This window comes from uncultured Halomonas sp., from assembly GCF_947501415.1.
Classification (GTDB): domain Bacteria; phylum Pseudomonadota; class Gammaproteobacteria; order Pseudomonadales; family Halomonadaceae; genus Halomonas.
On the sequence record NZ_CANMVL010000006.1, the window covers coordinates 34,605 to 53,475 of the forward strand.

The 18,871-nt window shown below is 67.3% G+C and carries 22 protein-coding genes; 16 read left to right on the forward strand and 6 right to left on the reverse strand.

The window, feature by feature from the left end:
- The first annotated feature begins 135 nt into the window (after positions 1-135).
- Complete coding sequence (locus tag Q0894_RS04390; RefSeq protein WP_299231851.1) at positions 136-1,413, forward strand: lytic murein transglycosylase; 1,278 nt, start codon at positions 136-138, stop codon at positions 1,411-1,413.
- Positions 1,414-1,465: 52 nt separating this feature from the next.
- Complete coding sequence (locus tag Q0894_RS04395) at positions 1,466-1,993, forward strand: ATP-dependent zinc protease (protein ID WP_299231889.1); 528 nt, start codon at positions 1,466-1,468, stop codon at positions 1,991-1,993.
- Between the two features lie 10 nt (positions 1,994-2,003).
- Here Q0894_RS04395 and Q0894_RS04400 read toward each other — a convergent pair whose 3' ends face one another.
- On the reverse strand, positions 2,004-2,717 hold the full coding sequence (locus tag Q0894_RS04400; protein ID WP_299231853.1) for a 16S rRNA (uracil(1498)-N(3))-methyltransferase: 714 nt from the start codon (positions 2,715-2,717) through the stop codon (positions 2,004-2,006).
- A 102-nt stretch (positions 2,718-2,819) separates the two neighbouring features.
- Here Q0894_RS04400 and phaR point away from each other — a divergent pair, with 102 nt between their 5' ends.
- From phaR to Q0894_RS04425, 5 genes are all read left to right on the forward strand, one after another.
- The gene (phaR, locus tag Q0894_RS04405) at positions 2,820-3,290 is read left to right on the forward strand and encodes a polyhydroxyalkanoate synthesis repressor PhaR (RefSeq protein WP_195689018.1); all 471 of its coding nucleotides are present in this window, start codon (positions 2,820-2,822) and stop codon (positions 3,288-3,290) included.
- Between the two features lie 95 nt (positions 3,291-3,385).
- On the forward strand, positions 3,386-4,678 hold the full coding sequence (purD, locus tag Q0894_RS04410) for a phosphoribosylamine--glycine ligase (protein ID WP_299231857.1): 1,293 nt from the start codon (positions 3,386-3,388) through the stop codon (positions 4,676-4,678).
- 44 nt (positions 4,679-4,722) lie between these two features.
- The gene (locus Q0894_RS04415) at positions 4,723-5,163 is read left to right on the forward strand and encodes a thioesterase family protein (protein WP_299231859.1); all 441 of its coding nucleotides are present in this window, start codon (positions 4,723-4,725) and stop codon (positions 5,161-5,163) included.
- Positions 5,163-6,032 carry a phosphoribulokinase gene (locus tag Q0894_RS04420; RefSeq protein WP_299231861.1) on the forward strand — a complete coding sequence of 290 codons (870 nt, stop codon included), beginning with the start codon at positions 5,163-5,165 and terminating at the stop codon, positions 6,030-6,032. The genes Q0894_RS04415 and Q0894_RS04420 overlap by 1 nt, the downstream gene beginning before the upstream one ends.
- A 34-nt stretch (positions 6,033-6,066) precedes the next feature.
- Positions 6,067-6,408 carry a histidine triad nucleotide-binding protein gene (locus Q0894_RS04425; protein WP_299231863.1) on the forward strand — a complete coding sequence of 114 codons (342 nt, stop codon included), beginning with the start codon at positions 6,067-6,069 and terminating at the stop codon, positions 6,406-6,408.
- A 73-nt stretch (positions 6,409-6,481) separates the two neighbouring features.
- Here the strand turns inward: Q0894_RS04425 and Q0894_RS04430 are convergent, their stop codons facing one another.
- The 3 genes from Q0894_RS04430 to Q0894_RS04440 form a co-directional block, all read right to left on the reverse strand.
- Entirely contained in the window at positions 6,482-6,919 is a 438-nt protein-coding gene (locus tag Q0894_RS04430; protein ID WP_299231866.1) for an OsmC family protein, read from the reverse strand.
- Between the two features lie 64 nt (positions 6,920-6,983).
- Positions 6,984-7,664: an N-acetylmuramate alpha-1-phosphate uridylyltransferase MurU gene (gene murU, locus Q0894_RS04435; RefSeq protein ID WP_299231868.1), complete on the reverse strand. Its 681-nt coding sequence runs from the start codon at positions 7,662-7,664 to the stop codon at positions 6,984-6,986.
- Positions 7,661-8,683 carry a phosphotransferase gene (locus tag Q0894_RS04440; protein ID WP_299231870.1) on the reverse strand — a complete coding sequence of 341 codons (1,023 nt, stop codon included), beginning with the start codon at positions 8,681-8,683 and terminating at the stop codon, positions 7,661-7,663. Before Q0894_RS04440 ends, murU begins: the two co-directional genes overlap by 4 nt.
- A 140-nt stretch (positions 8,684-8,823) precedes the next feature.
- Here Q0894_RS04440 and Q0894_RS04445 point away from each other — a divergent pair, with 140 nt between their 5' ends.
- The 8 genes from Q0894_RS04445 (at position 8,824) to Q0894_RS04480 (ending at position 16,861) form a co-directional block, all read left to right on the forward strand.
- Positions 8,824-11,268, forward strand: coding sequence for an LPS-assembly protein LptD (locus Q0894_RS04445; protein WP_132044231.1), 2,445 nt, complete (start codon positions 8,824-8,826; stop codon positions 11,266-11,268).
- A gap of 45 nt (positions 11,269-11,313) precedes the next feature.
- Positions 11,314-11,970 carry a SurA N-terminal domain-containing protein gene (locus Q0894_RS04450; protein ID WP_132044229.1) on the forward strand — a complete coding sequence of 219 codons (657 nt, stop codon included), beginning with the start codon at positions 11,314-11,316 and terminating at the stop codon, positions 11,968-11,970.
- Positions 11,970-13,013: a 4-hydroxythreonine-4-phosphate dehydrogenase PdxA gene (gene pdxA, locus Q0894_RS04455; RefSeq protein WP_132044227.1), complete on the forward strand. Its 1,044-nt coding sequence runs from the start codon at positions 11,970-11,972 to the stop codon at positions 13,011-13,013. The genes Q0894_RS04450 and pdxA overlap by 1 nt, the downstream gene beginning before the upstream one ends.
- A 192-nt stretch (positions 13,014-13,205) precedes the next feature.
- Complete coding sequence (rsmA, locus tag Q0894_RS04460) at positions 13,206-14,024, forward strand: 16S rRNA (adenine(1518)-N(6)/adenine(1519)-N(6))-dimethyltransferase RsmA (protein WP_132044225.1); 819 nt, start codon at positions 13,206-13,208, stop codon at positions 14,022-14,024.
- A 29-nt stretch (positions 14,025-14,053) separates the two neighbouring features.
- Positions 14,054-14,434, forward strand: a complete 381-nt coding sequence (gene apaG / locus Q0894_RS04465) for a Co2+/Mg2+ efflux protein ApaG (protein ID WP_132044344.1) — start codon at positions 14,054-14,056, stop codon at positions 14,432-14,434.
- 53 nt (positions 14,435-14,487) lie between these two features.
- Positions 14,488-15,309, forward strand: coding sequence for a symmetrical bis(5'-nucleosyl)-tetraphosphatase (locus Q0894_RS04470; RefSeq protein ID WP_132044223.1), 822 nt, complete (start codon positions 14,488-14,490; stop codon positions 15,307-15,309).
- 80 nt (positions 15,310-15,389) lie between these two features.
- Positions 15,390-15,710, forward strand: a complete 321-nt coding sequence (glpE, locus tag Q0894_RS04475; RefSeq protein WP_132044221.1) for a thiosulfate sulfurtransferase GlpE — start codon at positions 15,390-15,392, stop codon at positions 15,708-15,710.
- Positions 15,711-15,712: 2 nt separating this feature from the next.
- On the forward strand, positions 15,713-16,861 hold the full coding sequence (locus tag Q0894_RS04480) for a polynucleotide adenylyltransferase (RefSeq protein ID WP_132044219.1): 1,149 nt from the start codon (positions 15,713-15,715) through the stop codon (positions 16,859-16,861).
- Between the two features lie 163 nt (positions 16,862-17,024).
- Here Q0894_RS04480 and folK read toward each other — a convergent pair whose 3' ends face one another.
- Together folK and folB are read right to left on the reverse strand one after the other, a co-directional pair.
- Positions 17,025-17,555 (reverse strand): 2-amino-4-hydroxy-6-hydroxymethyldihydropteridine diphosphokinase, encoded by a 531-nt coding sequence (gene folK, locus Q0894_RS04485; RefSeq protein WP_299231885.1) that lies wholly within the window; start codon positions 17,553-17,555, stop codon positions 17,025-17,027.
- Positions 17,555-17,920, reverse strand: a complete 366-nt coding sequence (folB, locus tag Q0894_RS04490) for a dihydroneopterin aldolase (protein ID WP_132044215.1) — start codon at positions 17,918-17,920, stop codon at positions 17,555-17,557. Before folB ends, folK begins: the two co-directional genes overlap by 1 nt.
- Before the next feature lie 159 nt (positions 17,921-18,079).
- Between folB and Q0894_RS04495 the strand changes: the two genes are divergently transcribed.
- A complete protein-coding gene (locus Q0894_RS04495; protein ID WP_132044342.1) occupies positions 18,080-18,643 on the forward strand; it encodes a glycerol-3-phosphate acyltransferase in 564 nt (187 codons plus the stop codon).
- Positions 18,644-18,871 lie beyond the last annotated feature (228 nt).

The following is an 18,871-nucleotide window of genomic DNA, read 5'->3' on the forward strand; positions in this document are numbered from 1 at the left end:
TGGTGCTGGTCTGTCATCTCGCGGTGCTCTGCCATTTCGCGGTGCTCTGGCGGCCGAGAGTCGCCTTAAGGTACTGGTCGCAAGGCGCCATCTGCGCGATGATTCTTGCCTTCCGCCCACGCCAAGGAGAGCTTCATGCGACGGATAACAGTGACCAGCTGCCTGGCCCTTGCCCTTCTGGCCGGTTGCCAGAGTGGCCCGGTCCACGAGGCGCGAGCCGCCAACGATGCCGCCGAACCTTCCGCCGGCGAGACCCACGAGGTGTCCATTTCCCCGGGCGAGGCGTCGGCGGTCGCCGAGAGCTTCGAGGCCTGGCTGGCTCGTTTCCGTCGCGAGGCCCGCGCCGAGGGCATCTCCGAGACAACCCTGGAGCGGGCCCTCGCCTCGTTGCGTTATCGCCCCCGGGTGATCGAGCTCGACCGTTCACAGCCGGAGTTCGTACGCCCCATCTGGCAATATCTGGATACCGCGGTCTCCGCCCAGCGAGTCACCACCGGGCGTGTCCGCCTGGCCGAGCACCGCGACACGGCACGTCGCATGGAGCAGCGTTACGGGGTGCCGGCCGAGGTGATCGTGGCGATCTGGGGCATCGAGAGCAATTATGGTGGGAACTTCGGTGACTTCTCGACCCTTGAGGCGCTGGCAACCCTGGCCTATGACGGTCGGCGCCGAGACTTTGCGCGTGGCGAGCTGCTCGCCGCCCTGCGCATCATCGACGCCGGGGATATCGCCCCCGGGCGCATGCTGGGTTCCTGGGCCGGGGCCATGGGGCATACCCAGTTCATCCCCTCGAGCTTCGAGGCCTACGCCCGGGACGGTGACGGCGACGGTCGTCGGGATATCTGGGGCAGCATCCCCGACGTCATGGCCTCTACCGCCTACTATCTGGAGCGTGCCGGCTGGCGCGAAGGGGAGCCCTGGGGAGTCGAGGTGATCCTGCCGGAGGGGTTCGACTATGCCCAGGCCGAGCCGGCCAATCGTCGCTCCTCCAGGGTCTGGTCCGCCCAGGGCGTGCGCCCCGTGGGGGGTGGCGCCTTGCCGGCCTTCGACGAGGCCGCGGTGATCGTGCCCGCAGGGGCGAGGGGCCCCGCCTTCCTGGTGGGTCCCAACTTCCGTGTCATCCTGCGCTACAACAACGCCACCAGTTATGCGTTGGCCGTCGGCAATCTCGCCGACGAGATCGCGGGGCGTGACGGGGTCATCGGGGGGTGGCCACGCGACGAGCAGCCGCTGGCTCGCGCCGAGATCCGCGAGATGCAAGAGGCCCTCAATGCGCGCGGGTTCGCCGTGGGGGCGCCCGATGGCATTCTGGGGCCCAATACCCGACGTGGCCTGCGTGAGTACCAGGCGTCCATCGGTGAGATACCGGATGGCTTCGCGACCCGGCGGCTGCTGGAGCGCCTGGTCCGCTGACTCGGCCATGAGCCTTACCCACCAGAGGAGAAAGAGGATGCGCAACAAACCAATGCTGACGGCTGCCCTGGGGGCGGCCCTGCTGGCCTCTTCGGTTCAGGCTGACGACAAGGTGTTCGGCTGGGTCGAGAAGGCCACCGTCGAGCCCTGGGGGGTGGAGGTAAAGGCCAAGCTCGACAGCGGCGCCCTGACCTCATCGCTGGATGCTCGCGAGATCGAGAGCTTCGAGAAGGACGGCGAGAGGTGGGTGAGCTTTCGCCTCAAGCTGGAGGATGAGGCGAGTGGCGAGCTGTTCAGCGAGCGTCTTGAGCTGCCCCTCTACCGGGATCTCAAGGTGCGTGGTGCGGGGGGGCGTGACGAGCGCCCGGTGGTGCTGATGAAGGTCTGTCTGGGCGATACGGTCTACGAGGAGCAGTTCGGCCTGCGCGATCGCGGGGAAATGCACTATCCGCTGCTGCTGGGGCGGCGCACCATCAGCCACCTGGGCCTGCTTGACGTGCGCGACACCTTCCTTACCGAGCCGCGCTGCGACGATGACTCTCGGGTCGTGGAGCATGACCCGGCAGAGGGCGACGACTAGAGACGACTAACTAGAAGAGCCGGGCCAGCAGGGCCGTTACCGCGGTCTCCACGCGCAGGATGCGCTGACCCAGGTGGATGCCCTCGCAGCCCGCCTCGAGCAGCCTATCCACCTCCCAGGGGATGAAGCCGCCCTCCGGGCCCACCAGCAGCAGGGTGGGAGCCTCGACCCCCCGCGGGCAGGCGCTGGGCATGCCGGGGTGGGCCAGCAGGCCGCGTCGGCCTTCCAGCAGGGCCGGCAGGCGATCCTCCACGAAGGGGCGAAAGCCCCTCTCCAGGGAGACCTCGGGCAGCAGGGTGTCCCGGGCCTGCTCCAGGCCCAGCACCAGGTGATGGTGAATCTTCTCCGGGGTGAGTTCGGGTGACATCCAGTAGCTCTTCTCCACGCGGCGGGTATGCAGCAGGGTGATCTGCTTGACCCCGAGCGCGGTGACATGCTCCAGGGTACGCGCCAGCATGCGAGGGCGTGGCAATGCCAGCACCAGGTGGACCGGAAGCGGGGGTGGTGGCGTCTGGTCGAGAGGCGACAGGGCAAAGGTCGCCTCCTGCTCGCCGAGGGTGAGCAGTTCGCCCTGGCCAATATGGCCACCGACCACGCCGAGGGTGAGGCGATCCCCCGGAGTGGCGCGATGCACCTCGCGCAGGTGTCGCAGCCGTCGCGGGTCACGCACCCGAGCCAGTCGGTCGTTCTCGATATCGTCGTGGGTCAGCAGGATCAGGTTCATGGGGCCTCATGTTGGCGTCTTTGTCTTGCATGGTGGGTGTCGCGGTGCACAATGGTCCTGCAGGGGCAGTCGCCCCACCCATGCCGAATGAGGAGTAGCGCCGTGCGCGTGATTCGCAAGTATGCCAACCGCAGGCTCTATGATACCGAACAGAGCCGCTATGTGACCCTCGAGGATTTGCGAGGGCTGATCCTCGATGAAGTGCCGTTCCGCGTCGAGGATGCCAAGAGCGGTGAGGACCTGACCCGTACCATCCTGCTCTCGATCATCATCGAGCAGGAGCAGGCCGATGGTGATGCCCAGGTGTTCTCCAATGATCTGCTGGCACAGTTCATTCGAGTCTACGACATGGCCCAGCCGCTGCCGCTGTCACGCTATCTGGAGCAGGGGACCAAGCTGATGCTGGAGCAGCAGCAGCGCATGCAGGATCAGTGGCAGCAGGCCATGCGCCACTCCCCCATGGATCTGATGCGGGACATGGCCGAGGAGAACATGCGCTTCTGGCAGAAGACCATCGGTCAGGCCACGGGCAATGGCAACAAGGGTGGCAAGGGTGACGATGGCGAGCCGTAGGCGCGTATCGTCACGCAGGCGCCCCGACTTTCTGACATAATGCCGCCTCGATTTCCAATGCCGCACAGTCGGCCAGCAGCATGAAGGTGGATAGGATGAAGGTGCTGATCATCGGCGGCGGTGGCCGCGAACACGCCCTGGCCTGGAAGGTCGCTCAGTCACCCAAGGTGACAATGACCTATGTGGCACCGGGCAATGCCGGCAGCGCCCGGGAACCCGGGCTGACCAATGTGGCCATCGCTGCGGATGACCTGGAGGGGCTGCTGCTCTTCGCCCGGGATGCCGGCATCGACCTGACCATCGTCGGCCCCGAGGCGCCGCTGGTGGCCGGCGTGGTGGACCGCTTCCGCGAGGCGGGCCTGGCAATCTTCGGCCCCACCGCCGGTGCCGCCCAGCTCGAGGGCTCCAAGGCCTTCACCAAGGACTTCCTGGCGCGCCACGCCATTCCCACCGCCGAGTACCGTACCTTCACCGCGGTGGCGCCGGCGCTGGCCTACCTGCGTGAGCAGGGCGCCCCCATCGTGATCAAGGCCGACGGGCTGGCCGCGGGCAAGGGCGTCATCGTCGCCATGAGCCTCGAGGAGGCCGAAGCGGCGGTGCGTGACATGCTCGAGGATAATGCCTTCGGTGATGCCGGCGCCCGCGTGGTGATCGAGGAGTTTCTCGACGGCGAAGAGGCCAGCTTTATCGTCATGGTAGATGGCGAGACCGTACTGCCCATGGCCACCAGCCAGGACCACAAGCGGGTCGGCGAAGGCGACAGCGGACCCAACACCGGCGGCATGGGGGCCTATTCGCCGGCCCCGGTGGTCACCGCCGAGGTGCACGAGCGCATCATGGAGCGGGTGGTGCTGCCGACGGTGCGTGGCATGGCCGAAGAGGGGCACTCCTACACCGGCTTCCTCTACGCCGGCCTGATGATCGATGCCGCGGGCAACCCCAAGGTGATCGAGTACAACTGTCGCTTCGGCGACCCCGAGACACAGCCGATCATGCTGCGTCTGCGCTCCGACCTCGCCGAGCTCTGCCTGGCGGGCGCGCGGGGCGAGCTATCCGGCATGGCCTGCGAGTGGGACGAGCGTGCCTCGGTAGGCGTGGTGCTCGCCGCCGGCGGCTATCCGGGCAGCTATCGCAAGGGCGATGTCATCGAGGGGCTCGAGGCCGCCGAGGCCGCCGGCTGCAAGGTGTTTCATGCCGGCACCGCCGAGCGGGATGGCCACCTGGTGACCTCCGGTGGGCGTGTACTCTGTGTCACCGCCCTGGGTGAGGGCGTGGCGGCCGCCGCCGAGAATGCCTATCACGGGGTCGATGCCATCCGCTGGGAGGGGAGCTTCTGTCGCCGTGATATCGCCCATCGGGCCATTGCCCGGGAGCGTGGCGAGCGCTGAGTCGTCGGTCGTTTCATAACAAGATCAACAGTGAGGAGGCGAGCATGGAGCGCGTCAGGCTTGAGTTTCCCGAGGCCGCCATCATCCATCGTCAGCCGCTGACGGTGCGAGTGACCGACATGAACTATGGCCGCCACCTGGGGCATGATGCCCTGGTGTCGCTGCTCCACGAGGCACGCATTCAGGCGCTGGCCTCACGGGGGTTGACCGAGTGGGATCTGGGCGGCTACCCAAGCGTGGTGGCCGACCTCGCCGTGCAGTACCAGTCCGAGGCGCGCTGGCCCGATGCCCTGGTGGTGGAGACGGCGATCCCCACCCCGCGCGGCAAGGCGCTCACCGTCTTTCAGCGGGTGTGTCATGCCGAGGGGGGGAGGCCGGTGGCCACGGCGCGCCTCAACCTGCTGCTGGTGGACCCCGAGACCGGCCGCCCGGTGACGGTGCCCGAGGCGGTGAAGGCGGCTTTCGCCGGGACAGGAGGGGCCTGATGTCCCGTGAATACCCGATCATCGCCGTGACCGGCTCCTCGGGGGCCGGCACCACCACCGTCAGGCGCACCTTCGAGCGCATGTTCGCCCGGGAGGACGTGCATGCCGCCTTCGTCGATGGCGATGCCTTTCACCGCTATACCCGTGAAGAGCTGGCGCGAACCTTCCGCGAGGCGCCCGACAAGGGGGAGCTGTCCCACTTCGCGGTGGAGGCCAATCTGCTCGAGGAGCTCGAGACGCTGTTCCAGGAGTATGGCGACAGCGGGAGCGGTACCTATCGTCAGTACATCCACGCCGAAGACAAGCAGATGATCGAGGCGGGGTACCAGATCGGCACCTTCACCGAGTGGCAGCCCCTGCCCTATGGTACCGATCTGCTGTTCTACGAGGGGCTGCATGGCGGCCTGGTCACGCCCGAGCACGATATCGCTCGCCACGTCGACCTGCTGGTGGGCGTGGCGCCGACCATGAACCTGGAGTGGATCCAGAAGATCGACCGTGATACCAAGCTGCGCGGCTACTCACAGGAGGCGGTGATCGACACCATCCTGGGGCGCATGGACGACTATGTGCGCTACATCCAGCCGCAGTTCTCGCGTACCCATATCAACTTCCAGCGAGTGCCGACGGTGGATACCTCCAACCCCTTCGAGGTGCAGGATATTCCCTCGGATGCCGAGTCCTTCGCGGTGATTCGTTTCCGCGAGCCGTCCACGGTGGATTTCCCCTATCTGCTGGCGATGATCCCGGATGCCTTCATGAGCCGCCCGCATACCCTGGTGGTGCCCGGTGCACGAGTCTCCCTGGCCATGGAGTTGATCCTGGGGCCGCTGGTGCGTCACCTGCTGGCCCAGCGCCGTTCGCGCTGAGGTCGCACACCCTGTCGAGGAGGAGGCCTGAAAGATGGCGTGTCTATTCTGCAAGATCATCAATCGCGAGATTCCCGCCGAGATCGTCTTCGAGGATGATCAGGTCGTGGCCTTCGAGGATATCAACCCCCAGGCACCGACCCATCTGCTGATCATTCCCAGGAAGCATGTCGCGACCCTCAACGATATCGAGGAGGGCGATCTGGCGTTGGTGGGCCGTCTGCAGTTCACCGCCGCCCGTCTGGCGCAGGAGCGTGGCTTCGCCGAGGAGGGCTATCGAGTGGTGATGAACTGCAATGACCAGGGTGGCCAGACGGTCTATCATATTCACATGCACCTGATGGGCGGCCGACGCTTTACCTGGCCGGCTGGGTAGTCGGCGTTCCTGCGGGCAACCGCGCGATCTACGGTGTTCGGCGCATCAGGTGCATTCCGGGTGTTTCAGCCCTCTAGACCGTCTTGTTTACGTCGTCTTCGATGATGGTATAGGAGTGGGACATCTCGACCCCGCCCTTGGCCAGCATGATCGAGGCGCTGCAGTACTTCTCGGCGGAGAGTTCCACGGCTCGCGCCACCTGCTTCTCCTTAAGCCCCTTGCCGGTCACGGTAAAGTGGGCGTGAATCGACGTGAACACGCTGGGCGTGGCGTCGGCGCGTTCGGCCTCGATGCTGGCCACGCAGTCACTGACATCGGCGCGGGCCTTCTCGAGGATATTGAGAACATCGAAGGAGGCGCAGGCGCCCATGCCCATCAACAGCATCTCCATGGGGCGTGGGCCGGTGTTGCGACCGCCATGGTCGGGCGGCCCGTCGATGACCACGCTATGGCCGCTTCCCGATTCGGCGACGAACTGGCGGCCGTCGGTCCATTTCACTGTGGCTTTCATGATTCCGGTTTCCTTTTCGAGTCTCGGGCAAAGGTGGCCAGCATAGCAGCTGGGCGGCTCTCGCTCAGCTTCGGGGGCGATTCGACGCCAGCTCCTCGTCCAGCTTTCTCAACCGCTCAGGCGTACCCACGTCTACCCATTGACCGCGGTGGTGGTGGCCGGCCACTCGGCCTGCGGTAATGGCGCGGCGCAGCAGCGGCGCCAGGGCGAAGGCACCGGGAGGCTCGTCGACCACCAGTGCCGGGTCGAGCAGGCTGAGGCCCGAGAAGGTGAGTCGCGGTTCACCCTGGGGGAGCACCCGGCCATCGGCGTCGAGGTGGAAATCGCCATCCGGGTGATGCTCGGGATTGTCCACCAGCACCAGCCGCGCCAGGTCGCCGTCGCCGAGCGCGGGCAGTGTGGTTAGGTCGAGGTCGCACCAGATATCCCCGTTGACCAGCAGGAAGGGCGTGTTACCAAGCAGCGGCAGCGCCCGCTGGATGCCGCCGCCGGTTTCCAGGGGCGTCTCCTCCCGGCTCCAGGCGATGGAAACCCCGCAAGAGCTGCCATCCCCAAGCGCCTCGATGATCTGTTCGGCCCGATAGCTGACGTTGATCACGACCTCATGGATGCCCGCCGCGCGCAGTCGTTCGAGGTGATGAACGATCAGTGGCTTGTTGCCCACCCGCAGCAGCGGCTTGGGGCAGTGGTCGGTGAGCGGTCGCATGCGGGTGCCGAGGCCGGCGGCCAGGATCATCGCCTTCATGCGCTCGCCTCCAGCCGGGTGACCAGGGCCGGTCGGAAGGTGTCGGACAGCCAGGTCTTGAAGGCGTCGTGTCCCTCCAGGCCTGCAAGGCTGTCCTCGAGGTGATCGAGGAAGTGGGGCAGGCGCTCGAGATAGCCCGACTTCCGGTCGCGTAGGGTCAGGCGGCAGAAGATGCCCAGGACCTTGAGCGAGCGCTGGGCGGCCATGGCGTTGGCCTGGGCCAGGAAGTCGGCCTCCGTGGTGCGGGAGGGAAGGCGGCCGTCGGCGATCGCGCGGCGCCGGAAGGCCTCGACCCACGCGGCGAAGCGCGGCGTGTCGAAGCGGCAGTAGCGGCCGCGCAGTAGCGAGACCAGGTCGTAGTTGAGCGGGCCGGCGACGGCGTCCTGGAAATCGATCAACACCAGGGCGTCATCGCGAACCATCAGGTTCATGGCATCGAAGTCGCGATGCACGGTGACCACCGGCTGGGCCAGTGCCTGCGCCACCAGGGCCTGGCGTAACGCCGACCAGCCTGCCGGTGTTTCCAGACCAAGCCATTCGCCCAGGCACCACTCGGGGAAGAGCTCCAGCTCACGCTCGAGCAGGGCGGCATCGAAGCGTGGCAGGGACTCGGGTCCGGCGCGATTCTGTAGATCATGGAGCAGCGCCATGGCGCGCTCGTGCCAGGCTGCCGTCTCGGCGTCATCGTCGAAGCAGTGCTGCAGCGGCGTATCTCCGAGGTCCTCCAGTTCGATAAATCCCGCCTCCAGGTCGACCGAGTAGAGGTGCGGCACCGCTAGCCCGGCGGCCTCCCAGCGACGGGCGATGGCCACGAAGGGGCTGCTATCCTCCTGGTCGGGTGGGGCATCCATCAGGATGCGGGTGGTGCCATCGGGCAGGGCAAGACGGTAGTAGCGGCGGAAGCTGGCGTCACCGGCGGCCAGGCGCAGCTCGAAGGCATCGGGCGCCAGGGCGTGGCACTCGGCGGCCCAACGGGTGAGCCGTTCGTGGCGCGAGGCGTCAAGGGCGGCGTCGGTCATTGATGAGGCTCCAGTCGGTATGTCCGGTTGACGGTCGTGGGCAGGCACCGCATGCTGGGCGCTGCGCCGCCACCGCCGGCAGGACAGGCCGGCGGCGGCCTGTATAATAGCGTTTCACCCCGCCAAGGACATCGACCAACATGGGCAAGCGACTCTCATGGACAGCCCTCGCGGGCCTGGTGACCGCGGCGTTTGCCGGAGGTCCGCTGCAGGCGGCTCCCCCGGAGTCGCTGCCTGCCGAACAGCTGGACTTTCAAGCCTGGGGCGACGAGCGCCCCGCGGATGCCCGATGTCGCGGGCGGTATGTGATGCCCGGCTATCGCCTGCCGCCGCCGGAGCCCGGCAAAGTGGCCAGCGAGTCGTCCAGCGCCCACTACGGCGAGGATGGTGAGACCCTGCTGCGGGGCGAGGTTGTGCTGCGCCGCGACACCGCCCAGCTCGAGACCCCGGAGGTGCGCGTGCCCCCCAGTCGGGAGCGTGCCTACGCCGAGGGCCCCATGGCATTGCGCGACCAGGGGCTGCTGGTGCGGGGCAGTGCCGCCGAGCTCTCGCTGGTCAACGATGCGGCGAGCATCGACGAGGCCCACTATGTGGTTCACGACCAGCGCCTGCGTGGGGATGCCGAGCGCCTGGCTCGCCTCGAGGATGGCCGCTACCGGCTCTCCTCGGCGAGCTTCACCACCTGCGACCCGGGCGACAATCTATGGCGCCTGGTGGGCGGTGATGTCGTGCTCGACCGGGAGAGCGGATTCGGTACCGCCCGCCATGCCCGGCTGGAGGTGAAGGATGTACCGGTCTTCTACTGGCCTTGGGTACGCTTTCCCATCGATGATCGCCGGCATACCGGTTTCCTGTGGCCCACGGTGGGCTTCTCCAGCGACTCGCTGGACTATGCCCAGCCCTTCTACTGGAATATCGCCCCGGACCAGGACGCCACCATCACGCCGCGCTGGATCAGCGACAGCGGGCTACTGCTGGGTGGCCAGTACCGCTATCTGTTCCCTTCCGCGGCCGGTCAGGTCGAGGGCGCCTGGCTGGGCAGCGACGATGCCGGCAGCAGCGACAACCCCAATGATCCACCGCGGCGCTTCGAGGGCGAGGAGCGCTGGTACCTCGACTATCGCCATGCCGGCACCCTGGACCCCCGCACCCACTATCGGCTGCGCTACGGTGCGGCCAGCGATGGTCGCTACTTCGATGATTTCGGCAGTGACTTCGCCGAGCAGAACACCTCGGCGATGCCACGGCTGGCCCAGATCGATTACCGCGGCGACACCTGGCGCCTCGATGCTCGCGCCCAGGGGTTCCAGAAGCTCGATGACCCGCTGCTGGAGCAGGACAAGCCCTTCTATCGCCTGCCCAGCCTCAGCGCTTCTGCCCGCTGGCGTCAGGAGAGCGGCTTCTATCAGCAGTGGCGAAGCAACTACAGCTACTTCTGGCGCGACATCGACGAGACAGCGTTGCCGAATAATGAGCATTTTGATCGTGAGGCAGCCACCGGCTCCCGGCTGCATCTGTCGCCGGCCCTGGGCTGGCGCTTCGACGCGAGCTGGGGCCACCTGGAGCCGCGACTCGAGTGGCTGGGTACCGCCTATGAGCTGGACTACGGTAACCGTGACGTCGGCGATCGCGATACCAGCCTGACCCGCAGCGTGCCGGTCACCTCCGTGGATGCCGGCCTGGTCTTCGAGCGTGAGCTCGACCTGGGCGGCCGTGGTTATCGCCAGACGCTGGAGCCGAGGGCCAACTACGCCTATGTGCCGGCCCGGGACCAGAGTGACTTCCCCGACTTCGACACCAGCGAGCGCGCCTTCTCCTGGGGCCAGCTGTGGTCGCCCCACCGCTTCTCGGGCAGCGATCGGGTCGGTGACCTCAACCGCCTCTCCCTGGGCGTGGCGTCGCGCCTGCTGGAGGATGGCAGCGGCCGCCAGCGCCTCTCCCTGGGGCTGGGGCAGGCGCTCTACTTCGAGGATCGCACGATCGACATGGCGGGCAACCCCGACGAGCTGCCGGCCAATGGTGCCGATCGCTATCGCGCCACCCGGGATCGCTCGCCGCTGGTGGCGAATGCCGACTGGCAGGTCACCGAACGCTGGCGTACCCGCTGGCAGTGGCTCTATGACGACGACCGGGAGCGTACCGAGCGTACCGGGGTCGACCTGCAGTATCGCTCGCCCCAGGGGCATGCATTGAACCTCGGCTACCACTGGGAGCTCGAAGGCTTCGACCCCTCGCTGGATCGGACCGACGATGACTTCCGTGACTACGATCGCGAGGAGTATGACGTCTCGTTTGCGTGGCAGGCCGGCCGGAGCCTCGACCTGATCGGCCGCCTGCTCTACGACAATACCAACGACCGCTCCCTGGAGCAGCTGGCCGGGGTGCAGTGGAACGACTGCTGCTACGGCGTGCAGCTGGTGTGGCGCGAGTGGATCGATGACAACGACACCGGCGCCGTGACCGATGACTTCACCGACCGCGGGATCTTCCTGCGCTTCGTGTTCAAGGGGCTCGGCGGCGTGGGCCGCGAGGCCGACAGCTACTTCGAGGAGGCCATTCCCGGCTACCGCAGCACCGCCTTCTAGGCCGGGTTGGCCCGTTAGAGAGGAATGATGAAAGGACAGCACACCATGCGTAGTCGCCGCACCCCCCTCCTGGCCGCCGGCCTGGCGATGGCGCTGGGCCTCGCCGTGGTGCCGTTCGGCACCCAGGCCCAGGAATTCACCTCCAGCCAGCGCCAGGCCCTGGATCATATCGTGGCGGTGGTCAACGAGGGGGCGATCATGCATAGCCAGCTCGAGGAGCGTATCGCCCAGGTGCGCAGCCAGATGAGCGCCCAGCAGCAGGAGCTTCCCCCGGAAAGGGTGCTGCGCGAACAGATCCTGGAGCAGATGATCCTCGAGGAGATCCAGTGGCAGATGGCCGAGGAGTCCGGCCTCACGGTGGACGACACCGAGCTCAATCGTCAGGTGCGTGGCATCGCCGAGCGCAATGGCATGAGCCTGGAGCAGTTTGCCGACGCCCTGGAGGCCGATGGCCTGACGCTGGCCAGCGTGCGGGAGGAGATCCGTCGCGAAATCACGCTGCGCCAGCTTCAGCAGCGTCGTGTCGGCAGCCGAGTCACTCTCTCCGAGCGGGAGGTGGAGCGCTTCATGGCGCAGCAGGGCGCCACCCGTGAGCAGGCCCAGCAGGCCCTCTTTCAGCGCAAGGCCAACGCCGAGCTCGAAGCCTGGCTACAGGAGATCCGCTCCCAGGCCTTCGTCGACAATCGCCTCGACGCACGCTGATGACGACGCCAGGCATGCCGCTGTTGGCGCTGACGACCGGCGAGCCGGCCGGTATCGGCCCGGATCTCGTCCTGAGACTGGCCGCCGAGGGGGTTGATGATGCGCGGGTGGTGGCCGTGGGGGATCCCGCGCTGCTTGCCGAGCGCGCCTCCCGGCTGGGCCTTGCCATCGAGCTGCTCCAGGCGGCACCCGGCGAGGAGGTGCCATCGGTGGCCCCCGGCCAGCTTCCGGTATGGCCCGTGACGCTGCGTGAGCCGGCCCGACCGGGAGTGCTGGCGCCACACAACGCGGCCTATGTACTCGAGACCCTGGATGTGGCCATCGATGCCTGTCGGGCGGGGCACGCTCAGGGCATGGTCACCGCGCCGCTGCACAAGGGTGTGATCCTCGATGCGGGGCATGCCGGGTTTACCGGCCACACCGAGTATCTCCGTGATGCCTGCGGTGTCGAGGAGGTGGTGATGATGCTCGCCACCGATGCCGCCCTGCATGCCGAGCGGCCTGACTGGGCGGAGGGGGCATCACTGCGAGTGGCGCTGGCCACCACCCACCTGCCGTTGCGCGACGTGGCCGAGGCCACCACTGCGGAGCGTCTGACACGGGTGCTGCGCATTCTCGACGCCGATCTGAGGCGCTGGTTCGGGGTGGCCACGCCGCGCATCGCGGTGTGCGGGCTCAACCCCCATGCCGGGGAGGGGGGCCACCTGGGGCGCGAGGAGATCGAGGTGATCGAACCGACCCTGGCCGCACTGCGCGACGAGGGGTTGACCCTCGATGGCCCGCTGCCCGCCGATACCCTGTTTACCCCACGGCACCTGGCGGGCGTCGATGCGGTGCTGGCCATGTATCATGACCAGGGCCTGCCGGTACTCAAGTATGCTGGGTTCGGCCGGGCCGCCAATATCACCCTGGGGCTGCCGCTGGTGCGTACCTCGGTGGATCACGGCACCGCCCTGGATCTGGCCGGCACGGGCCGCGCCGACCCGGGTAGCCTGCGGGTCGCCGTGGCCCTGGCCGCGGAGATGGCCGGCCGCGGTGCGTGAAGCTTAACGAAAACGAGTGTCGCTCGAGGGGCGTCGGGGACAGGTCGAAGCGGAGGTCCGATTCCAGGGAAGGAATCGGTAGCGTACAGGGAGGTATTCACAGCGCCTCCGCGAAGGGCCTGTCGCCGGGTCAGCCCCGAGAAAGCGGCACTGCGATATTTGGACTATTTAGTGATAGAAGGACACTCCTGAATGGCATCTCGCCCCCCGGTTCATCAGGCCCGCAAGCGCTTCGGACAGAACTTTCTGCGCGACCGCGGCATCATCTCTCGCATCGTGCGGGCCATCGGGCCGCGCCCCGGCCAGCGCATCGTGGAGATCGGCCCCGGCCAGGGGGCGCTCACCGAGCCGTTGCTGGAGGCCGCCGACGGACGCCTGGAGGTGATCGAGCTCGACCGTGACCTGATTCCCGGCTTGCGCGTTCAGTTCTTCAACTATCCCGACTTCGTGATCCATGAGGGCGACGCCCTCAAGGTCGATTTTCGCGCCCTGCGCGGTGAGGGCGAGCCGCTGCGGGTGGTCGGCAACCTGCCCTACAATATCTCGACCCCGCTGATTGCCCACCTGCTCCAGGCCGGCGATGCCGTCGCCGACATGCACTTCATGCTGCAGAAGGAAGTGGTGGAGCGCCTTGCCGCCGAGCCAGGCGGTGCCGACTGGGGGCGGCTCTCGGTGATGGCCCAGTATCGCTGTCGGGTGGAGTCACTGTTCGTGGTCCCGCCGGAAGCCTTCGTGCCGCGGCCCAAGGTGGATTCCGCCATCGTGCGGTTGACGCCCCATGCCGAGTTGCCCCATCCGGCCCGCGATGAAGCGCTGCTGGCCACGATCGTCAAGGAGGCGTTCGGCCAGCGTCGCAAGACCCTGCGCAACAACCTCAAGGGGCGCATCACCGCCGACGAGCTCGAGGCGCTGGGGATCGACCCCGCGAGGCGCCCTCAGACCCTCAGCGTGGAGGAGTTCGTGTCGATTGCCGATCACCTGACCCAGGCCACCGGGGAGGCGCGCCCATGAGCGACCGAGCCTCAGGCGATGATCCCGTGATGACCGAGGGGGTGGCCGTCAACGTCGAGGTCGAACCGGAGTTTCGCCCCGAGGAGTCCGCTCCCGAGGAGGAGCGTTATGTGTTCAGCTACACCGTGACGGTGCACAACGCCTCGCGTCATAGCATCCAGCTGATGGCACGTCACTGGACCATCACCCAGGGCAGCGGCAAGGTTCAGGACGTGCGAGGCAAGGGGGTGGTGGGGCAGCAGCCGGTGATTGCCCCCGGCCAGCACTTTCGCTATACCAGTCGCGCCATCCTCGATGGACCGGTGGGGGTGATGCAGGGCGAGTACACCTGCGTCGATACCGCCACCCAGCGCCCCTTCGAGGTGCCCATTGCCCCCTTCCGGCTGGCCGGGCCCAACCAGGTCCACTGAATTCGCGGCAGCCGAACCACAAGCTGCGTCCGAACCATCAACAGGGAGCGTCCATGACGACCTATGCCATCGGCGACCTTCAGGGGTGTCACGCAGAGTTCGTCGAGCTGCTCGAGACCCTCGGCTTCGATCCGCGTCGCGACCGGCTGTGGCTGGCCGGCGATCTGGTCAATCGTGGCCCGGGGTCACTGGACTGCCTGCGCGAGGTCGAGGCCCTGGGAGACGCCGCCCTGACGGTGCTCGGCAACCATGACCTCCACCTGCTGGCGGTGGCTCGAGGGGGCGCCACGCTCAATCGCAAGGATACCCTCGATGCCATCCTCGCCGCCCCGGATCGCGAGCGACTGCTCGACTGGCTTCAGTCACGCCCACTGCTGGTGCGTGAGACGCTGGGCGGTGAGGATACCCTGATGACCCATGCCGGACTGCTGCCCCGATGGTCGCCGGACCAGGCCGAGAGGCTCGCCGCCGAGGTGGAGGTGATGCTCACCGGTGAACAGGCCGGGGGCTTTCTCGAGCGCATGTATGGCAATGCGCCGGATTGCTGGCGCGATGACCTCGAGGGCATCGATCGCCTGCGTGCCATCGTCAACGTGCTCACCCGCATGCGCTTCATCGATGCCGAGGGCCGGCTGGACTTCGCCGCCAAGGAGGGGCTCGACAGTGCCCCGGCGGGGTTCGCTCCCTGGTTCCGTTATCCGCGTGGCGACGCTACTCGGCTCGTCTTCGGTCACTGGGCGGCCCTCCAGGGCGAGACGCCGGGCAGCCGTGTCAATGCCTGCGCGCTGGACACCGGCTGTGTATGGGGTGGCTCCCTGACGGCCCTGGACCTCGAACGCGGCGAGCGCATCAGCGTGCCCAGCCGGCGGCGATAAGCGCGGCGGCACCGTTTCTATCCTGATCCCTCACAAGCCGTTTATCCTGAACCGCTTACAACCCCGACATGAGGCGTGCCATGAGCTTCCAGCATCTCGATACCCCCACTCTCAAGGCCTGGCTCGATGAGGGCCGGGAGACGGCGCTGGTGGATATCCGCGACGCCCTGAGCTTCGCCCAGGGCCATATTCCCGGCAGTCGCCGGCTCGACAACGAGTCGGTAGGCGAGTTCGTCGAGGCGACGCCCGCGGAGCGGCCGGTGGTGGTGGTCTGTTACCACGGTCACTCCAGCCAGCAGGCGGCGGCCTGGCTGGCCGGCCAGGGCTTTGCCGAGGTCTACAGTCTCGATGGCGGCTTTACCGACTGGCAGCTGCGCCATCCCGATCGAGTGGAGGCCTGAGCGTGGCGGGGTCGTGTGATCCGGCCGTGGCAGGGCTAAGGGTCTATCGGGTAGGTGGGGCGGTGCGCGATGCACACCTCGGCTGGCCGGTCACCGATACCGACTGGGTGGTGGTCGGGGCCACCCCCGAGGCCCTGCGTCGGCGCGGATTCAGGCCCGTGGGACGTGACTTTCCGGTCTTTCTCCACCCCCGAACCCACGAGGAGTACGCCCTGGCGCGCACCGAGCGCAAGGCCGGCCATGGCTATACCGGCTTCGAGGTGCATGCCAGCCCCGAGGTGACCCTGGAGGAGGATCTGGCGCGCCGTGACCTGACCATCAACGCCATGGCCGAGACCCTGGAGGGCGAGCTGGTGGACCCCTATGCCGGCCTCGCCGACCTGGAGGCGCGGGTGTTGCGCCATGTCTCGCCGGCCTTCGTGGAGGATCCGCTGCGGGTGTTGCGTACCGCGCGTTTCCTGGCCCGCTATGCGGGCCTCGGTTTCACCATCGCCGAGGAGACTCGGGAGCTGATGCGCCAGCTGGTGCAGAGCGGAGAGCTCGCCCATCTGGTGGCCGAGCGAGTGTGGGTCGAGACCGAGAAGGCACTGGCCGAGCCCTGGCCCGAGGTCTACTTTCAGACACTCGATGAGTGCGGCGCCCTGGCGGAGCTGATGCCGGCGCTGGTGGCCGACCGTGAAGCGCTGGACGCGGCCCTGGGCCGACTGCATCGCCTACCCGAGGAGGGGGAGGGCGAGGCGCTGGCCTGTTGGCGCTGGGCGCGCCTGGTGGAGCATCTGGGCGAGGCGGAGCGAGCCGAGTTGGCCGAGCGCCTGCGTCAGCCCAGGGCCTTTGCCGACCTGGCTCGCCAGGTGGCGCAGACTCGGGCGCTGGTCGCGGCGTCGCGTCTGGTGCCTGCGACGGGTGACGAGATCCTCGCCTGGCTGGATCGCATCGATGCCTGGCGACGTGGCGAACGGGTGATGCCGTTGATCAGCCTGGTGAGCCTGGAGGCGCCGGTGCTGGCCGAGGAGCTGGCCCTGGGCTGGCGGCTGGCCGCCCAGGTGCTGCCGAAGGCGCTGGTGGAGGAGGGCTTCAAGGGCCGCGAGCTGGGCCTGGAGCTTGCCCGTCGACGCCGTGAGGTGATCGATGCCGCCCTGGGCAGTGAATAAGCTCGCCGCCGGCCGGCGGGCTAGACTCTGTCCGAAAACTGGCTGCGCTCGGCTATACAGCGTTAAAAATCGACTCAAAGTACTCATTTACACTCCGTAAACTCCGTCTTTTCGCCGATTTTTGCCTTGTCTAACCTTCGCTCGCCGACTTTTCAGACAAAGCCTAGTCGGTCGCCCGGTCCGGGGTCGAGATCCTGCGCCCGGCCCAGATGAAGGATACCGGCCAGAGCCGCTGGTCACCCGCGTCGAAGCGGTGCCAGAGGGAGGCGTAGGTCTCCTGGCTCACGGGATGTCGCGCCTCGGGTAGCAGCTCGGCCAGGGGCTGCAGAACGAAGGCGTGGTGGGTGATCTCGCCGCGTGGCAGGCTGACCCCGCCGTGCTCGCCGCTGAGCTCACCCACGGTGAGCAGGTCCACATCCAGGGTGCGGGGGCTGAACTTGGGGCTCTCTTCGCGCCGGCCATTGGCGAATTCCAGGCGCTTGCACCAGGCCTGCAGCTCTGCAACCGAGGCGTCACTTTCGAAGGCCGCCACCAGGTTGTAGAAGTTGCGTCCATCCTCGAAGCCTACCGGTTCACTCTCGAACACGCGCGAGACACGCAGGTTCTCGAAGGAGGCCGCCAGGGCGTCCAGGCAGACGCGTACATGGTGGTCGCGCTCGATATTGCTGCCGATGCTGACCGTGACCAGCGCCATCACGACACTCCCGGGCGCACGCCGCGCTCGATGCTGACGCCCACCGCGGCAGCGGCCGCCACGGCGCCGGGCTTGCGCACGACCAGGCGCAGCCAGGCGATGCCGAACTCCTCGCGCAGGGTCGCGGCCAGTCGCTCGGCGAAGGTCTCCACCAGGGCGAAGTCGTGGGCGGCAGCGAAGGCCTGGATGCGCTCGCTGATGGCGGCGTAGTCGAGGGTCTGGGCGATATCATCGTCCGCCGCGGCGGGACGAATATCGGTGGCCAGCTCGAGGTCGAGTACCAGGCGCTGGGTGATGTTGCGCTCCCAGTCGTAGACGCCGATCACGGTGTCGACGGCGAGGGACTCTATCAGCACTAGATCCATGGTGGCTTCCGGGCGGGTGCAGGGGGAATGGGGCGAGATTGTACGCGAGCCGCGCCGTGTGGAATACCTCGGTTGCTGGGCAGTCCGAAGCGGGACTGTCAGAATGGCCGAGTTCCCGTTGCAGGAGGGGCGGCCGTGGAGGCGCCACTGATCTCGCTATTGCCGCTGGTGGTGCTGGGTTACCTCAGCGGCAGCTGGCTCGGCGCGCTTACCGTCTGCCGGCTGGCGGGCGTGGGCGACCCGCGCCTGGCGGGCTCCTTCAATCCGGGCTTCTCCAATGTGCTGCGCCTGCATGGGCGCTGGCTGGCGCTGGCGACCCTGCTGGTGGATGCCGTCAAGGGCATGCCGGTACTGGTGGGGGCGATTCTGCTGGGGTTGCCGCCCTGGGCCCAGGGGGTGGTGGGCCTCGCCGTGCTGCTGGGCCACAGCTATCCGGTCTGGCATCGCCTGCGCGGTGGCAAGGCGGTGGCCAGTGCCTTTGGTGTGATGCTGGTGCTGACCCCGGGAGTGGCGCTGGTGTGTGCCACGCTATGGGGGTTGCTCGCCTGGCGGGTACGAACCGCCGCGGTAGCGTCGCTGGCCAGTGCCGCCGCCGCCCCTCTGGCCAGCCTGTGGCTCGCGCCGGATTATGTGGGCGTGGTGATCGCCTTTACCCTGCTGGTGCTGGGCCGCCATATTCTCAATATCCAGCGCCTCGGGCGCGGTGATGAGCCACCCTTGTAAGCCACAAGCTTGAAGAGCGTCGCTTCGCTCCTGGAGGCTTGAAGAGTGACCTTGCCACACGATGTGGCGAATTCAAGCTGTTGTCCAGCTTCCAGCTTCCAGCTTCCAGCTTCCAGCTTCCAGCTTCCAGCTTCCAGCTTACGGCTTGTTTAGAGTATCCATCGGCCAGCGCGGCACGGCCTGCATCGCGCCAGGCTCGTCGTGTTCGCCCGCCAGCAGGCGCTGGGC

Excerpts from the sequence above, each read along its gene's own strand:
- Q0894_RS04450 (WP_132044229.1), top strand. The coding sequence starts at position 11,314 with ATGCGTAGTCGCCGCACCCCCCTCCTGGCCGCCGGCCTGGCGATGGCG.
- Q0894_RS04430 (WP_299231866.1), bottom strand. The coding sequence starts at position 6,919 with ATGAAAGCCACAGTGAAATGGACCGACGGCCGCCAGTTCGTCGCCGAA.
- glpE (WP_132044221.1), top strand. The coding sequence starts at position 15,390 with ATGAGCTTCCAGCATCTCGATACCCCCACTCTCAAGGCCTGGCTCGAT.
- purD (WP_299231857.1), top strand. The coding sequence starts at position 3,386 with ATGAAGGTGCTGATCATCGGCGGCGGTGGCCGCGAACACGCCCTGGCC.
- folB (WP_132044215.1), bottom strand. The coding sequence starts at position 17,920 with ATGGATCTAGTGCTGATAGAGTCCCTCGCCGTCGACACCGTGATCGGC.
- pdxA (WP_132044227.1), top strand. The coding sequence starts at position 11,970 with ATGACGACGCCAGGCATGCCGCTGTTGGCGCTGACGACCGGCGAGCCG.
- rsmA (WP_132044225.1), top strand. The coding sequence starts at position 13,206 with ATGGCATCTCGCCCCCCGGTTCATCAGGCCCGCAAGCGCTTCGGACAG.
- apaG (WP_132044344.1), top strand. The coding sequence starts at position 14,054 with ATGACCGAGGGGGTGGCCGTCAACGTCGAGGTCGAACCGGAGTTTCGC.
- Q0894_RS04415 (WP_299231859.1), top strand. The coding sequence starts at position 4,723 with ATGGAGCGCGTCAGGCTTGAGTTTCCCGAGGCCGCCATCATCCATCGT.
- Q0894_RS04395 (WP_299231889.1), top strand. The coding sequence starts at position 1,466 with ATGCTGACGGCTGCCCTGGGGGCGGCCCTGCTGGCCTCTTCGGTTCAG.
- Q0894_RS04470 (WP_132044223.1), top strand. The coding sequence starts at position 14,488 with ATGACGACCTATGCCATCGGCGACCTTCAGGGGTGTCACGCAGAGTTC.
- murU (WP_299231868.1), bottom strand. The coding sequence starts at position 7,664 with ATGAAGGCGATGATCCTGGCCGCCGGCCTCGGCACCCGCATGCGACCG.
- Q0894_RS04390 (WP_299231851.1), top strand. The coding sequence starts at position 136 with ATGCGACGGATAACAGTGACCAGCTGCCTGGCCCTTGCCCTTCTGGCC.
- Q0894_RS04400 (WP_299231853.1), bottom strand. The coding sequence starts at position 2,717 with ATGAACCTGATCCTGCTGACCCACGACGATATCGAGAACGACCGACTG.
- folK (WP_299231885.1), bottom strand. The coding sequence starts at position 17,555 with ATGGCGCTGGTCACGGTCAGCATCGGCAGCAATATCGAGCGCGACCAC.
- Q0894_RS04420 (WP_299231861.1), top strand. The coding sequence starts at position 5,163 with ATGTCCCGTGAATACCCGATCATCGCCGTGACCGGCTCCTCGGGGGCC.
- Q0894_RS04425 (WP_299231863.1), top strand. The coding sequence starts at position 6,067 with ATGGCGTGTCTATTCTGCAAGATCATCAATCGCGAGATTCCCGCCGAG.
- Q0894_RS04440 (WP_299231870.1), bottom strand. The coding sequence starts at position 8,683 with ATGACCGACGCCGCCCTTGACGCCTCGCGCCACGAACGGCTCACCCGT.
- Q0894_RS04445 (WP_132044231.1), top strand. The coding sequence starts at position 8,824 with ATGGGCAAGCGACTCTCATGGACAGCCCTCGCGGGCCTGGTGACCGCG.